This is a genomic window from Gulosibacter sp. 10, assembly GCF_900163695.1.
Classification (GTDB): Bacteria; Actinomycetota; Actinomycetes; order Actinomycetales; family Microbacteriaceae; genus Gulosibacter.
On sequence record NZ_FUIC01000024.1, the window covers coordinates 26,581 to 40,802 of the forward strand.

The following is a 14,222-nucleotide window of genomic DNA, read 5'->3' on the forward strand; positions in this document are numbered from 1 at the left end:
GCCGCGCTCCGGGCGGACGCTCCGGGTCAGGCCGTCGGGGCCTCGTCCGCCGAGGCCCCGTCCGCCGGGGGCCGCGTCGATTCGCGGAGGACGAGCTCGGGGGCGAGCATGGTCCGCACCGATTCGGAGGCGTCCCCCTCGATCGCGGAGAGCAGCAGCCGCGCGCTGTGCTTGCCGAGCTCGTAGCTGGGCAGGCGGACGGTGGTGAGCGGCGGATCGAGGTGGTCGCTGAGGGGCGCGTCGTTGTAGCCGACGACGGAGACGTCCTCCGGGCAGCGCAGCCCCAGCTCCCGGAGCGCGTCGAGCGCGCCCACCGCCATGAGGTCGTTGTGCGCGAACAGCGCGGTCGGCCGCCGACCGGCCGGCGCCGCCAGCGCCTCGGCGGCGAGCCGCCTGCCCTCCGCCACCGTGTGCTCGGTCGCGTGCGTGCCGCTCGAGAGGTCCTCGACCTCCGGATGCGCGGCGAGGGCGGCCGCGAACCCCTGCCCTCGCTCGATGAAGGAGGAGATCACCTGGTTGCCGGGGAGCTGCGCGATGCGGGTGTGCCCCTGCTCGATCAGATGCGTGACCGCCGCGCGGGCGCCGGCGATGTCGTCGTGGAGCACCTCGAACCGGCGCGCCCCCGGCGCGCTCCGCCCGCGCTGGTCGAAGCCGCGCAGGGCCAGCACCACCGGGATCTTGCCCTCGAGGTCGGCGACGAACTCCTCGTCCGTCGTGTGCGCGGCGCACAGGACGATGCCGTCCACGCGGTTGCCGAGGAGGCGCGAGACGGCGCTGCGCAGCTGCTCCGGTTCGTCATGCGTCTCGACGACGAGGGGCAGGATGTTCTCGCGCCGCGTGCCGTGCTCGACGCCGCGGATGATCGACACCACGAACGGGTTGGCGAGGTCCGGCACGACGACGCCGATGGTGCCCGTCGTCCCGGTCCGCAGCGATTGGGCGACCGCGTTGGTCCGGTAGCCGAGCGCGTCGGCCGCGGCCTGGACGCGAGTCCTGGTCGCCTCGCTGACGAGATGCGACTGCTGCGTGTTGAGGGCGCGGGAGGCGGTGGCGACGTGCACGCCGGCGTGCTTCGCGACGTCTTTGAGCGTGGGGACTCGGGGAATGGACAAGGCGGACCTGCTCTCTTTGGGTGAACCTCAGGGGAGCCAGGGCCGAGTCTACCGACAAACGATTGCACGTCGGCTGGGGGGGTATCGGGGCCGCTACTCGAATATCTCGGGGTGGTCGGCGAGCCGGATCCTGGTCCTCCGGATGTGCAGCCGCAGCACCGCGGAGGCCTCCTCCGCGTCGCCGCGCGCGAGGGCCCGCGCGATGAGCGCGTGGTCGTAGTCGGCGGACGGATCGCCCTGCGTCCGGACCACCGAGACGAACGCGCGCCGGTAGTGCTGGGTGCGGTTCCACAGCCCGCGCACCTGATCCGCGAGCATGATCGTGTCGGCCCTGGAGTACGCGAGGAAGTGGAACTCGCGATCGAGGGCGAGGAAGCGCTCGGTGTCCGCGGTGGCGGCCATCTCCTCGGCGAGGCCGGCGAGGCGCTCGTGGTCGGCGGGGGAGAGCCCCCGCGCGGAGTCCCCGATCAGCATCGGCTCCAGCTGCTCCCGCAGCCGGTAGAGCTCGTGGCACTCGTGCAGCCCGAGGGATGCGATCCACGCGCCGGTGTTCGCGACGCTGCTGACGAGCCCCTCGGCGCCGAGGATGCGGATCGCCTCGCGGACGGGCGCCCGGGTCGAGTCGTAGCGCTCCGCGAGATCGATCTGCGTGATCCGGGTTCCCGGCGCGAACACCCCGGCGAGGATGTCCTCGCGGAACCGGTTGGCGACCTCCTCGCCGGAACGGCCGTGCGGCGGGGACTCGGCTGCGTGGTTCGACGTCATCCGACTATTGTGCGGGATGCTTCGGATGCCAGAGCACGGTCTCGGCGTCCCGCTCGTACGCCTTGCCCTCCGGGTAGGAGACGAGCTCGAACTGCATGCCCCACGGGGCCCGGAAGTAGACCCAGCGCTGCCCGGCCGCGGCCTGCGCGCTGGCCACGGGCTCGCCCATCACCTCGACGCCGCGCGCCCTGAGGTAGTCGACGGCCGCGTCCATGTCGTCGACGTAGAGGGCGAGGTGGTGCCCGCCGATGTCGCTGTTGCGCGGCTGGGCGGCCTGCCCGTCCGCGGCCTCGTACTCGAACAGCTCGTAGTTGCTGCCGTTGGCGAGCCGGTAGAAGCGCACCTCGCGGATCGTGCTGCGGGGATGCACGCCGAGCTGGCGCTCCATCCAGTCGTCGTCCGCGCGCTTGCCCCCGAGCGTGTAGACGTGTTCGGCGCCGAGGATCTCGACGAGGAACTCCTCGGCCTCGTCGAGGTCGGGGACGGTGAAGCCGATGTGATCGGTGCCATGGAGTGAAGGGATCATGCCCGCAGCATAGCCAGTAATGGCGCCAATTCATCGAAAGACCCCAGAATTCAGCGAGACATCAGGGGGCTTGGTGTTGTGATTGGCGCCAATGCTGCGTATGGTCGTGCTCGTCCACGAACTCACTAGATTGCGGAAACGAGGCAATGATGCCGAGAAGACAGCGCCTTGACACCGGCGTCGACTGGATCGAGCTGACCACCACGCCGGAGGACTGGGCCGAGGCCGATCCCGCGCTGCTGCGCACGATGCTGGGGCAGATCCAGCTCATCCGGTCCTTCGAGGAGGCGCTGCTTGAGCTCGCGGGAGAGGGGCTCGTCCACGGGCCGGCGCATTCGAGCATCGGTCAGGAGGGCGGCGCGGTGGGGTCGATCCTCGGCCTGAGCTCGGAGGACACGGTGAGCGGATCCCACCGTGGGCATCACCAGTTCCTCGCCAAGGCGATCGGTCACATCGCGCCGGATGGGCCCGACCTCGAGCATCTCGTCCCGGGGGAGCTCCAGGCCGTGCTGCAGCGGACGCTCGCGGAGATCCTCGGGCTCGCCCAGGGGTTCTCCGGCGGCCGCGGCGGCTCGATGCACCTGCAGTGGCTCGAAGCCGGCGCACTCGGCACGAACGCCATCGTCGGCGGCGGCGCGCCCATGGCCGCGGGCAGCGCCTGGGCCCACAGGCGCAGCGGCACCGACCGCGTCTCGATCAACTACTTCGGCGACGGCTCGAGCCAAATCGGCTCCGTGCTCGAATCGATGAACCTCGCCGCCGTCTGGAAGCTCCCGGTGGCGTACTTCATCGAGAACAACCTCTACGCGGTGTCCACCCACGCCGACGAGGCCTCCGCGGATCCGCGGTTCTCGGTCCGCGGCCAGGGCTTCGGCATCCCCTCCTGGCGGGTGGACGGGATGGACCCGCTCGCGGTCTACCTCGCCACGCAGGAGGCGGAGGCGCGAATGCGCTCGGGGGAGGGGCCGGCCGTCATCGAGGCCGAGGTCTACCGCTTCTTCCATCAGAACGGGCCGTTCCCCGGCAGCGCGTTCGGGTACCGGGCGAAGCAGGAGGAGCAGGCCTGGCGCGAGCGCGATCCGCTCGCGCGGGTCGCCTCGGAGCTGCGCCGTCGCGAGCTCGTCGACGACGAGGGGATCGACTCGGTCCGGAGGCAGGCGGAGGCGGCGATGGCCGCCGCGGTGGCCGAGCTGGTCGAGCAGGATCCCGGCGACTCCGAGCGCCGCCGGATCCGCCCCGACCTGTGGCCGGACCCGAAGAACGTGGACGCGGGCATCCGCAGCACCGGCGAGGAGCTGCGCGACCTGCGGGAGCGGGATCTCGAGCCCGCCGAGGACTGGCGCGACGTGAAGTTCGTCGACGCCGTCGCGGAGGTCATGGACCGGCGGATGGGCGAGGACGAGCGCATCATCGTCATGGGCGAGGACGTCCATCACCTCGGCGGCGGCACGAACGGCGCCACCAAGGGGCTCGCCAAGCGCTACGGCGCCGACCGCGTCATCGGCACGCCCATCAGCGAGAACGCCTTCTTCGGCCTCGCGACCGGAGTCGCGACCGACGGCCGGTTCCGCCCGGTGGTGGAGTTCATGTACCCGGACTTCATGTGGGTGGCCGCCGATCAGGTGTTCAACCAGGCGGGCAAGATCCGCCACATGTTCGGCGACAACAACGCCGTCCCGCTGGTGCTGCGCACGAAGGTCGCGATGGGCTCCGGGTACGGCTCGCAGCACCTCATGGACCCGGCCGGCATCTTCGCCACCCAGGCGGGCTGGCGGATCGTCGCGCCGTCCACCGCCGCCGACTACGTGGGCCTCATGAACGCGGCGCTCGCGCTGGAGGACCCGGTGCTCGTGATCGAGCACGTGGACCTCTACGGCAAGAAGGACCGGATCCCCGACGGCGAGCTCGACTACGTCCTGCCCCCGGGCAGGGCCGCGGTGCGGCGCCCCGGCGAGGAGGTCACGGTGATCTCCTACCTGTCGATGGTCGCCCACGCCGCCGAGGCGATCGAGCAGACCGGTGTCGACGCGGAGCTCATCGACCTCCGCTGGCTCGACCGGGCGTCGCTCGACTGGGACACCATCGGCGAGAGCATCCGGAAGACGAACAACGTGCTGATCGTCGAGCAGGGCGCGCGCGGCACCTCATACGGCGGGTGGCTCGCCGACGAGATCCAGCGGCGCTACTTCGACTGGCTCGACCAGCCCGTGGAGCGGGTCACCGGCGGCGAGGCCTCGCCCTCGATCTCGAAGGTGCTGGAGCGGGCCGCGATCGCGCAGACGGAAGAAGTCGTGGACGGCCTGGAACGGGTCCGTCGAGCCTGGGGAGGGCAGTGATGACCACGCTGATCAAGATGCCGCAGCTCGCCGCGGGCGGCGACGACGCGACGATCCAGTCCTGGCTGGTGTCCAAGGGCGACGCGGTCGAGGAGGGCCAGCCGATCGCGGAGATCGAGACCGAGAAGGCCGTGATCGAGTACGAGGCCGAGGTCGGCGGATTCTTCGCCGGACCGCTCGTCGAGGCCGGCGAGACCGCCCCGGTCGGGGCCGTGATCGGCGCGATCGCGGACTCGGCCGAGGGCGTGGACGCCGCGCTGGCGGAGGTGGGCGGATCCGCCGCCGCCGCGGAACCGGACGGGGGCGGCGCCACAGTACTGGAATCCGCCGAGCCGGAAACCGCCGAGCCGGAATCCGCCGAGCCCGGATCCGCCGAGCCCGGATCCGCCGAGCCCGGATCCGCCGAACCGGATCCGCGCCCGGCCGACGGCGCCGGAGCGGGGGACGAGCGGATCTTCGCGAGCCCGCTCGCGCGGAAGCTCGCGAAGGAGCACGGCATCGACGTCGCGGAGCTGTCGGGCTCCGGCCCGAACGGGCGGATCGTGCGTCGCGACATCGAGGCCTTCCTCGATGCGCGCCCGGCGGTCCGTCCCGCGGCCCCCGCCGCGTCCGAGCCGGGCTCGGACGGCCGGGCGCCGCGGGAGGAGGCCGCGGCGGAGCGGTCGCCGGCGCCCGCGGCGACGGGCGACTACGAGGACATCCCGCTCTCCGGGATGCGCAGGGCCATCGCGCGCCGGCTCACCGAGAGCAAGACGACGATCCCGCACTTCTACCTCGACGCGAGCATCCGCGTGGACGCGCTGCTCGAGCTCCGGGCGCAGATCAACGAGGGGCGCGAGTCGCGCGTCTCGGTCAACGACCTGATCGTCAAGGCCGTCGCCGCGGCGCACCGGGCGGTGCCGGCCGCCAACGCCGTCTGGGTAGGCGACTCGATCCGGCAGTACCGGTCGGTGGACATCGCGGTGGCCGTGTCGATCCCCGGCGGGCTGCTCACGCCGGTGGTCCGGGATGTCGAGTCGAAGTCGGTGTCGACGCTGAGCGCCGAGATCCGCGATCTGGCCGCCCGCGCGCGGGACGGGAAGATCAGGCAGGGCGAGCTCGAGGGCAGCGCCTTCTCGGTCTCGAACCTCGGCATGTACGGGACGGAGCGGTTCTCCGCGATCATCAACCCGCCGCAGTCGGGGATCCTCGCCGTGGGAGCGGCGCAGCGGCAGCCCGTGGTGTCGGCGGACGGCGGGATCGAGGCGGGCACCGTCATGGCGGTCACGCTCTCGGCGGACCATCGCGTGCTCGACGGCGCCGTGGCCGCGGAATGGCTGGCCGCCTTCGTCCGGCTCGTCGAGCACCCGCTCGAGATCCTCGTGTAGGCCCGGCGGTCAGCGGCCGCCGAAGCGCCGGAGCACGTCCACCGCGGATGCGGGAGACCCCGCACCCGCGGCGTCCTCGCCCGTCGGCTCGTGCGCGTCGGCCTCGTTCGCGCTCGAGCGCCGGCCGACGACGTACCAGATGCCGACGGCCGCGGCGTCCGACTCGTTGGAGAACAGGTGCGGCCGCCGCGAGTCGAAGGCCATGGAGTCGCCGGCCCGGATGACGTGCGTGTCGAACTCGAGCCGGAGCGTGAGCTCGCCCGAGAGCAGATAGACGTGCTCGACGCCGAAGTGCCGCATCAGGTGCCCTTCCACCGAGCTCGAGGCGCCGGGCCGGTACGTGACGCGCAGCCCCTCCACGTCGCTGCCCCCGAGCGCGGCGAGCCGCTCCCAGGTGACGCCGTTCTCCATCTCGAGCGTCGGGTTCTCGGCGGCGGACTGGGCGCGGAAGTGCTCCGTGACCATGCTGACCGGGCCGGCGAACGGCACGGGAGGCCTCGGGGCCGCGCCGGGCGCGGCGTGCCCCAGCAGCTCGTCCATCGAGAGGCCGAGCCGCGAGACGAGGGCGTACAGCGTGCCGACCGAGGGCTTGGTCTTGCCGGTCTCGATCTGCGAGATGAGGCTCGACGAGACGTCGAGCTCCGTGGCGAGGGCCCGGAGGCTGAGCCCGTGATCGAGCCGCGCCTGACGCAGTCGAGGCCCGGTGTCCTCGGACGGGCGCGCGTGCTCGTACATACGGCGAGGCTACTCGACGGGGTCGAGGGCGAAGTCGACCACCGACTTCTCGGCGGCGAGCGCCGCCACGAGCTCGAGCACCCGCAGGTGCTCGGGGTGCCGCTGGTACTCGGCCAGCGCCTCGGGGGAGTCGTGGTCGGAGATGAGCACCATGTCCCGGTGCCCGGGCGCGGCGGAGTCGTCGATGCCGACCTGCATGGCGCGCACGCCCGGCACGACCGGTTCGAGGGCGAGCAGGGCCCGCTCGAGCTCGGCGGCGTCGGCGCGGCGCTGCGCCTCCTGCTCTGCGCGCAGTGTGAACATGACGACGTGTCGGATCATCGGAGGTGCTCCTCGGTTGGTGTTCGCGGCCGTGCGGTGCGGCGCGGAGAAGGCACGCGTCCTCCGGACCGGCGCCGGGCAGCCGGATCCGCCGCGCTCCCCGATTCCGGGAATCGCCGCATCGGCCGGCGCCGTGACGCCGAGTCGTGCGCCGAGGTCAACGATATCGCCGTCGCCCCTCGGAACCGCAGCGCGGGTCCGAGGGGCGACGGCGCCGCGCCGCTCCGCTACCGGGCGGCGGCGAGGCGCGCGTCCGCCTCCGCGAAGCACTCGAGGGCGGCCCCGCGCATCGCGGCGAGGGCCTCGGGGAGCGGCGTGGCCCTGATCTCGTGCGAGATGATCTCCACGCCCCAGATGCCGTCGTAGCCGGTGGCCCGGACGGCGTTGATGAACTCGGGGACGTCGAACGCGCCGTGCCCGGGCAGGAGGCGGCGGTGCACCGTGTCCTCCCACAGCCGGCCGATCGGCTGCGCGGCGGCGTCGTCGAGCTCGACCACGAAGAGGTGTTGGGCGGGGAGCGAGTCCCGGATCACGGAGTAGTCCGTGCCGCCGCGGGCGACGTGCCAGATGTCGACGCAGAGCCCGCCGGCGGGGTTGGCGACCTCGGTGACGAGCTCGATCCCCTCCTCGATCGTGCGCATATTCGCGGCGAAGGGCAGCGTCTCGAGCGCGACGCGCGTGCCGTGGCGCGCCGCCTCCGTCGCGAGGGCATCGAACTCCGCGAAGAAGACGTCCCTGTCGACGGGGGCGTCGGCGGTCTCGGGCGCGATCTTGACCGTCTTCGCGCCGAGCGCCTCGGCCGCGTGGAAGAGGTTCTCGCGCATCTCGTCGGAGGCCGCCCGGCGCTCGTCGGCCGTCCACCAGTCGCCGAGGAACTCGAGCTCGACGTGGTCGAGCCCGTGGTCGTCGAGCAGGCGCTTGAGGTCGCCCAGCGAGTGCTCGCGCTGGTACTCCATCAGGTCGTCGTACACCAGGCCGAAGCCGTTCCAGCCGGTCTCGGCGACGGCGCGGACGCGATCGGCGAGCGCGAGCGGGCTTCGCTCGTCCGCGCTCTGGGGGACGACGTCTCCGGCGGTGGACCAGCTCGTGGGAAGCAGGCGAGGGGCGGGGGCAGCGGTCATCGGACACTCCATCGGGTCGAAGGCTCACGGTCGGATCTCGGCGGCCGCGCCGTCGCCCGCGATGGCGGGGACGACGCGCCGGAATCGAGTCCGTTAAGCCTAGGTGGACAAAATAGATGATGCAATCGTTCGCATCATGGATTAGCATGGAGTGCAAACGTTAGCATTTCGAACTCGTTCACTCCTGTTCCAGGGCGCGGCAACGGTGGCCGTCGGGCATCCGGCCCGAGTCGTTGGGGCGGGGAGGGCCGGGATCGGCAACTCTGCAAAGGAGCAAAGAGTGATGAAACGTCAAACCGGACGTCGCGGGATATGGAAACGGCTCGGCGTCGTGGTCGCATCGGCCGGCCTCGTCTTCGGGCTCGCGGGATGCGGGGGCCAGGCGGCGCCCGGCGCCGCCGAGGAGCACGAGGGATCGGGCACGCTCGAGGGCGAGGGGCAGACGCTCGTCGTGTTCATGCCCGCCACCTCGAACGTCTACATGGCCGAGAGCCTGAAGGCGATCGAGGCCGAGGCGGCGGAGCTCGGATTCGAGGTCTCCTCGTTCGAGAACAACTTCGATCAGACCGAGCAGGACCAGCAGGTCCAGGAATGGCTCGCGACCGGGCAGGAGGCCGCGGCCTACCTGTTCTGGCCGGCGGCCGCCGAGGCCGCGACCAACTCGATCCGCCTGCTCTCCCAGGACGCCCCGGTGATCCAGTTCAACCAGGGCGTCCAAGAGGACGCGCAGGAGTTCGTCACCGCCTACGCGGGCGTGAGCGACCCGGGCATCGGCGAGCAGGCCGGACTCAGCGCGCTCGCGAAGCTCGAGGAGCTGGAGGCGGAGGGCGCCGAGTTCAGCGGCCCCGACGGCAAGCCCAACATCATCGAGTTCCGCTTCCCGACGGGCTACGTGGCGGGCGACGACCGCCACGAGGCGTTCGTCGAGGCCACGGACGGCGCGTTCAACGAGCTGCTCGTCGAGCCGCTGACGACCACCGACGCGCAGGCCGGGTACGAGGCCGCGAGCCAGGTCATCCCGCGGTTCAAGGCCGAGGGGATCGACTTCATCTTCGCGCAGAACAACAACTCCGCGGCGGGCGTCGTGCAGGCGCTCGAGCAGAACGGCCTCACCCCGGGCGAGGACGTCATCGTGGTGGCCGGGGACTACTCGGGCGACAAGGCGCCGCTCCGCGACGGCAAGATCGATTCGGCGGTCATCCAGTCCCCGGTGATCGAGGGCATGCTCGCGGTCCGCGTGGCCGCACAGTTCCTCGCCGTCGGCGAGGTCGTCGACGAGACCGTCACGCTCGAGACCGAAGAGGCCAAGCCGGAGCTCGAGATGATGGCCCCGGCCGCCGTGACGTACATCATGAACCCTCCCATCACCGCCGAGACCTACGACGACTTCCTGATCTGGGACATGACCGTCGACGAGCTCGTCCAGTAGGCGGCGGCTCCCCCTTCTCCGCCGTGCCGGCCGGGCCGGGCGGGGCGCAGCACACGGCCCCGCCCGGCCCGGAAGGGGAGACCCGTCCGGGGCGGACAACCTACTGATGAGGAATTAGGCATATGAATGAAGCGCAACAGCCCTTCCGCCTGCTGATCGAGAACGCGTCGAAGACGTACGGAGCGATCAAGGCGCTCAGCGATGTCCGGTTCGAGCTGCGGGCCGGCGAGGTGATGGCCCTGCTCGGCGAGAACGGCGCGGGCAAGAGCACGATCGTCAAGATCATCTCGGGCCTGGTGCGGCCGGACTCCGGCGCCTCCATCGCCATCGACGGGGCGCCGGCGGACATCTCGAGCAACAGCCTCTCGCAGGCCGCCGGCATCGCCGTCGTCCAGCAGGAGTACAGCACCGTCGGCACGATGACCATCGCCGAGAACCTCGTCCTCGGCCAGGCGCACGCGCCGTTCTGGTGGGGCAAGCGCAGGCTCCGCGAGAACGCCGAGACCCTGCTGGCGCGCGTCGGCCTCGAGGACCTCGACCCGGACACGGCGGTCGAGGAGCTCTCGGTCGCCGAGATGCAGCTGCTCGAGATCGCCAGGGTGCTGGCCAGGGACGCGAAGATCGTGATCTTCGACGAGCCGACGGCGGCGCTCTCCGACGCCGAGATCGCCCGGGTCCTCGACGTGGTCAAGACGCTCGCGGCGGAGGGACGGAGCGTCATCTACGTGACGCACCGGCTCGGCGAGGTCTTCGAGATCGCGGACCGGGTCACCGTGTTCCGCAACGGCCGGAGCGCCGAGCCGGAGGACATCGACTCGCTCGACGTGGACCAGGTCATCGCCCTGATGATCGGCCGGCAGCTCGGCCACATGTACCCCGAGCGCTCGGCGGGCATCGGCGATCCCGTGCTCGAGGTCGAGGGGCTCCGCGCCCCCGGCCTCCGCGACGACGTCGACCTCACCGTCCGGCGCGGCGAGATCGTCGGCCTGACCGGGCAGCTGGGCTCCGGCACGCAGGCGATCATGGAGGCGCTCGCCGGCATGCAGCCGCGCCTCGGCGGCGAGGTCCGCCTGCAGGGAAGGCTCGTCGACCTGCGCAATCGCACCCGCGGCATCGAGCAGGGCATCGCCTACTGCTCGGCGGACCGCAAGCGCAACGGCATCTTCGGCGGCATCTCGATCACCAGGAACCTCTCCTCGCCCTGGCTGCCCGCCACCGCCCGCCTGGGGGTGGTCAGCACCCGGAGGGAATCGGAGCGGGCCCACACCTACGCGGAGCAGTTCGCCATCGACATCCGCAGGATGCAGTCCTCGGTCGGCACGCTCTCGGGCGGCAACCAGCAGAAGGTCGCGCTGGGCAAGTGGCTCGGCATCGAGCCCGAGGTGCTCCTCGTCGAGGAGCCCACCCGCGGCGTGGACGTCGGCGCGCGCGCCGAGATCTACCGCCAGCTGCGGGAGCTCAGCGACGCGGGGGTCGCGATCATCGTCAGCTCCTCGGACACGAACGAGATCTTCGGCCTCTGCGACACCATCGCCACGTACTACAAGGGCCGCCAGACGAATCTGCGGCCCTGGACCGAATGGACCGAACCGGACCTCGTCCGCGAGGTCATGCACCGAAAGGAAACCGTCGGTGAGTAAGACAACGCCGGAAACCCGCACCACGCCGGTGCAGGTGGTGCCCACCGCGAAGAAGGCCACGCTGCACACCGCGGCGACCTGGGCGCTGCCGCTGCTGCTGCTGTTGATCGTCGTCGTGGCGGCGTTCACGACGCCGAGCTTCCTGAGCTTCGACAACATCCGCGCGATCCTCATCAACTCCTCGATCGTCGGGATCGTCGCGATCGGCATGACGCCGGTGACGATCTCGGGGAACTTCTTCTCCCTCGGCGGCAGCCAGTCCGTCGTGCTGGGGGCGGTGCTCTTCCTGACCGTGGGCAGCGCCACGGGATCCGTGCTCGTCGGGGCGCTCGCCGCCCTGCTCGTGCTCGTCGCCGTCGGCGCGATCCAGGGCTACATCGTCTCGGCGGGGCTCAACCCCATCATCACCACGCTGGCCGCCGGCACGATCGTGTTCGGCCTCGTGACCATCTTCACGAACGGCGAGGTGGTCACCCCCGCGGCCGACTTCAACATCGCGTGGATCGCGCTGACGAACTTCCTCGGGCTGCCCCTGCCGGTGTACATCTTCCTCGCGTACCTCGCGATCAACTGGTTCTACATGGAGCGGACCGTCGCCGGCCGGCGCACCTACCTCATGGGCGCGAACCGCCGCACCGCGGGGCTGAGCGGCGTCTCCGTGCGCAGGACCACCATGTGGGCGTTCCTCTCGATGTCGATCGGCATGTCGCTGGCCGGCGTGCTGGCGGCGGCCCAGCTGCGGCAGGTGCAGTCGGCCGACCTCGGCACCCTCACGATGGACGTCATCGCGGCCATCCTGGTCGGGGGCACCGCGATCTCGGGCGGCGAGGGATCGCCGCTGCGCTCGGCGCTCGGCGCGATCCTCATCGTCACCCTCGGCAACATCATGCTGCTCCACGGCCTGCCCACCGGGGTCCGCCTGCTCGGCGTCGGCGTCCTGGTCGTGGTGGTCGTCTCCGTTCTCCACGTACTGCGAAAGGCTACGGCGCGATGAAACACGCAATGCAACAGATCGGTCGGAAGTACGGGCTGCAGCTCGGGATCCTCGTCGCGCTGCTCGTCACGCTGGCGGTCATCGCCCCGACGTTCCGCGGCGAGTCCGCGGTGTACGCGAGCTTCGAACGGCTCCTGCTCATCGGCATCATCACCGCGGGGCTCGCGGTCACGATGATCGCCGGCGAGCTCGACCTCGCGGTGGCGGGGCAGGCCGTCCTCGCCGGGGTGATCGCGGTCCGGCTCGGCGACCTGGGACTCTTCCCGAGCATCGTCATCGCCTCCCTCGTCGGGCTCCTCATCGGGGCCTTCCAGGGCTGGGTCATCGCGAGGATCGGCATAAACTCGCTGGTCTTCACCGTGGGCATGCTCACCGTCCTGCAGGGCGTGGCCTGGATCGTCGCGGGCGGCGGCCCGGTGATGCTGAACAACTACCTCGCCACCGACGCGCTGCTCGCGCGGTACTGGATCTTCTCGCCGCTGTCGATCACCGCGATCATCGCGATCGTCGCGATCGGCGTCTTCCTCACGTTCACCAAGTGGGGGCGCGAGATCTACGCCGTGGGCGGCGCCCGGCAGGAGGCCGTGGCGGCCGGCGTGTCCGTGAAGCGCTCGATGGTGCTCTCCTTCGGCCTCTCCGGGCTGTGCGCGGCGCTCGCGGGAGGGCTCTCCTCGCTCAAGGGCGGATCCGTCATGCCGGACAGCTTCAGCACGGTGATGCTGACCTGCGTGGCCGCGGCGCTGATCGGCGGCGTGAGCCTGACCGGCGGCCGCGGCAACGTGGTGAACATCACGCTGGGCATCCTCATCATCGTCGTGCTCGCGGCCGGCCTCTCCGCGATGGGGGTGCCCTCGTACTTCACGGAGCTGATCACCGGCGTGCTGCTGCTCGTCGTCATCGTCGTCGAGTTCGTGATCCTGCGGGTCGCGAGACGCAACAGGATCGCCAAGCTCCGCGAGCTGAACGCATGAATCCGCTGCGGGCCCCGGATCCGAGGGACGGCCGCACGGCCGCCCCCGGGGCCCGAGAAGACCACCAACAACGTCGAAAGAACCACTGGGAAGGACTCACACAATGACTGCACGACTCGAAGGCAAGACGATCGGCATCACCGGCGCGGCGAGCGGCATGGGCCTCGCCTTCGCGCATCGCTTCGCGGAGGAGGGCGCGAACGTCCTCATCGTCGACCTCGACCCGCAGGCCGCGGAGGCCGCGGCGAAGAGCATCATCGCGGCGGGCGGCCGCGCCGCCTGGGCGCAGGCGAACGTGACCGAGCGGGACCAGGTCCGCGCGGCCATCCAGGTCGCGGTGTCCGAGTTCGGCCGCATCGACGTCTGGTTCAACAACGCGGGCCTCAACCGCCCGCTCGGCTTCCTCGACGTCACCGAGGAGAACTGGTCGGCCATCCTCGACGTCAACGCCCTCGGCACGCTGATCGGCACGCAGGAGGCCGCGAAGCAGTTCCGGCAGCAGGACGGGCTGGGCAAGGTCGTCAACACCGCGTCGATCTCGGGCCGGGTGGGCGACGCGAACACGGCCGCGTACTGCGCGGCCAAGTCGGCGGTGATCTCGCTCACGCAGTCGGGCGCGAAGGCGCTCGCGGAGGACGACATCACGGTGAACGCCTTCGCCCCGGGCGTGGTGGCCACGCCGCTGTGGGAGAAGCTCGACGAGGACCTCATGGCGATCGGCGCATCCCGCGTGCCGGGCGAGGCGATGAAGAACTTCTCGGCCGGCATCCTGCGCGGGCGCGTGGCCGAGGCGGAGGACATCGTCGGCACGGCGCTCTTCCTCGCCTCGCAGGACTCGGACTACATGACGGGGCAGGTCATCATGATCGACGGCGGCATGGTGCTCGTCTAGGGCGGGCGCCCGG

At 71.1% G+C, this 14,222-nt stretch carries 13 protein-coding genes; 7 read left to right on the plus strand and 6 right to left on the minus strand.

The genetic code is table 11. The features are described from left to right. Window positions 1-26: 26 nt before the first annotated feature. The 3 genes from FM112_RS09350 to FM112_RS09360 form a co-directional block, all read right to left on the minus strand. Window positions 27-1,112, minus strand: a complete 1,086-nt coding sequence (locus FM112_RS09350) for a LacI family DNA-binding transcriptional regulator (RefSeq protein WP_087006809.1) — start codon at window positions 1,110-1,112, stop codon at window positions 27-29. A gap of 93 nt (window positions 1,113-1,205) precedes the next feature. Further along, a complete protein-coding gene (locus tag FM112_RS09355; RefSeq protein ID WP_087006811.1) occupies window positions 1,206-1,877 on the minus strand; it encodes a GntR family transcriptional regulator in 672 nt (223 codons plus the stop codon). A 4-nt stretch (window positions 1,878-1,881) separates the two neighbouring features. Next, window positions 1,882-2,403 carry a VOC family protein gene (locus FM112_RS09360; RefSeq protein ID WP_087006813.1) on the minus strand — a complete coding sequence of 174 codons (522 nt, stop codon included), beginning with the start codon at window positions 2,401-2,403 and terminating at the stop codon, window positions 1,882-1,884. A gap of 149 nt (window positions 2,404-2,552) precedes the next feature. On the opposite strand from FM112_RS09360, the gene FM112_RS09365 reads away from it, so the two are divergent. Beyond that, on the plus strand, window positions 2,553-4,739 hold the full coding sequence (locus FM112_RS09365) for a thiamine pyrophosphate-dependent enzyme (RefSeq protein ID WP_087007104.1): 2,187 nt from the start codon (window positions 2,553-2,555) through the stop codon (window positions 4,737-4,739). After that, entirely contained in the window at window positions 4,739-6,106 is a 1,368-nt protein-coding gene (locus FM112_RS09370) for a pyruvate dehydrogenase complex dihydrolipoamide acetyltransferase (protein ID WP_087006815.1), read from the plus strand. Before FM112_RS09365 ends, FM112_RS09370 begins: the two co-directional genes overlap by 1 nt. A 9-nt stretch (window positions 6,107-6,115) precedes the next feature. Here the strand turns inward: FM112_RS09370 and FM112_RS09375 are convergent, their stop codons facing one another. From FM112_RS09375 to FM112_RS09385, 3 genes are all read right to left on the minus strand, one after another. Further along, window positions 6,116-6,841, minus strand: a complete 726-nt coding sequence (locus FM112_RS09375) for a helix-turn-helix domain-containing protein (protein ID WP_087006816.1) — start codon at window positions 6,839-6,841, stop codon at window positions 6,116-6,118. 9 nt (window positions 6,842-6,850) lie between these two features. Further along, window positions 6,851-7,162 (minus strand): Dabb family protein, encoded by a 312-nt coding sequence (locus tag FM112_RS09380; RefSeq protein WP_087006818.1) that lies wholly within the window; start codon window positions 7,160-7,162, stop codon window positions 6,851-6,853. Between the two features lie 227 nt (window positions 7,163-7,389). Then, entirely contained in the window at window positions 7,390-8,283 is an 894-nt protein-coding gene (locus FM112_RS09385) for a sugar phosphate isomerase/epimerase family protein (protein ID WP_087006819.1), read from the minus strand. Window positions 8,284-8,566: 283 nt separating this feature from the next. Here FM112_RS09385 and FM112_RS09390 point away from each other — a divergent pair, with 283 nt between their 5' ends. The 5 genes from FM112_RS09390 to FM112_RS09410 all read left to right on the plus strand — a co-directional run bounded on the left by FM112_RS09390 (window position 8,567) and on the right by FM112_RS09410 (window position 14,209). Further along, window positions 8,567-9,712 (plus strand): sugar ABC transporter substrate-binding protein, encoded by a 1,146-nt coding sequence (locus tag FM112_RS09390; RefSeq protein ID WP_087006821.1) that lies wholly within the window; start codon window positions 8,567-8,569, stop codon window positions 9,710-9,712. A gap of 122 nt (window positions 9,713-9,834) precedes the next feature. Continuing rightward, on the plus strand, window positions 9,835-11,352 hold the full coding sequence (locus FM112_RS09395; protein ID WP_087006822.1) for a sugar ABC transporter ATP-binding protein: 1,518 nt from the start codon (window positions 9,835-9,837) through the stop codon (window positions 11,350-11,352). Further along, on the plus strand, window positions 11,345-12,346 hold the full coding sequence (locus tag FM112_RS09400; protein ID WP_176386768.1) for an ABC transporter permease: 1,002 nt from the start codon (window positions 11,345-11,347) through the stop codon (window positions 12,344-12,346). The genes FM112_RS09395 and FM112_RS09400 overlap by 8 nt, the downstream gene beginning before the upstream one ends. Before the next feature lie 8 nt (window positions 12,347-12,354). Then, window positions 12,355-13,317 carry an ABC transporter permease gene (locus FM112_RS09405; protein ID WP_087006826.1) on the plus strand — a complete coding sequence of 321 codons (963 nt, stop codon included), beginning with the start codon at window positions 12,355-12,357 and terminating at the stop codon, window positions 13,315-13,317. A gap of 103 nt (window positions 13,318-13,420) precedes the next feature. Further along, window positions 13,421-14,209, plus strand: coding sequence for an SDR family NAD(P)-dependent oxidoreductase (locus FM112_RS09410; RefSeq protein ID WP_087006828.1), 789 nt, complete (start codon window positions 13,421-13,423; stop codon window positions 14,207-14,209). The last annotated feature ends 13 nt before the right edge of the window (window positions 14,210-14,222 follow it).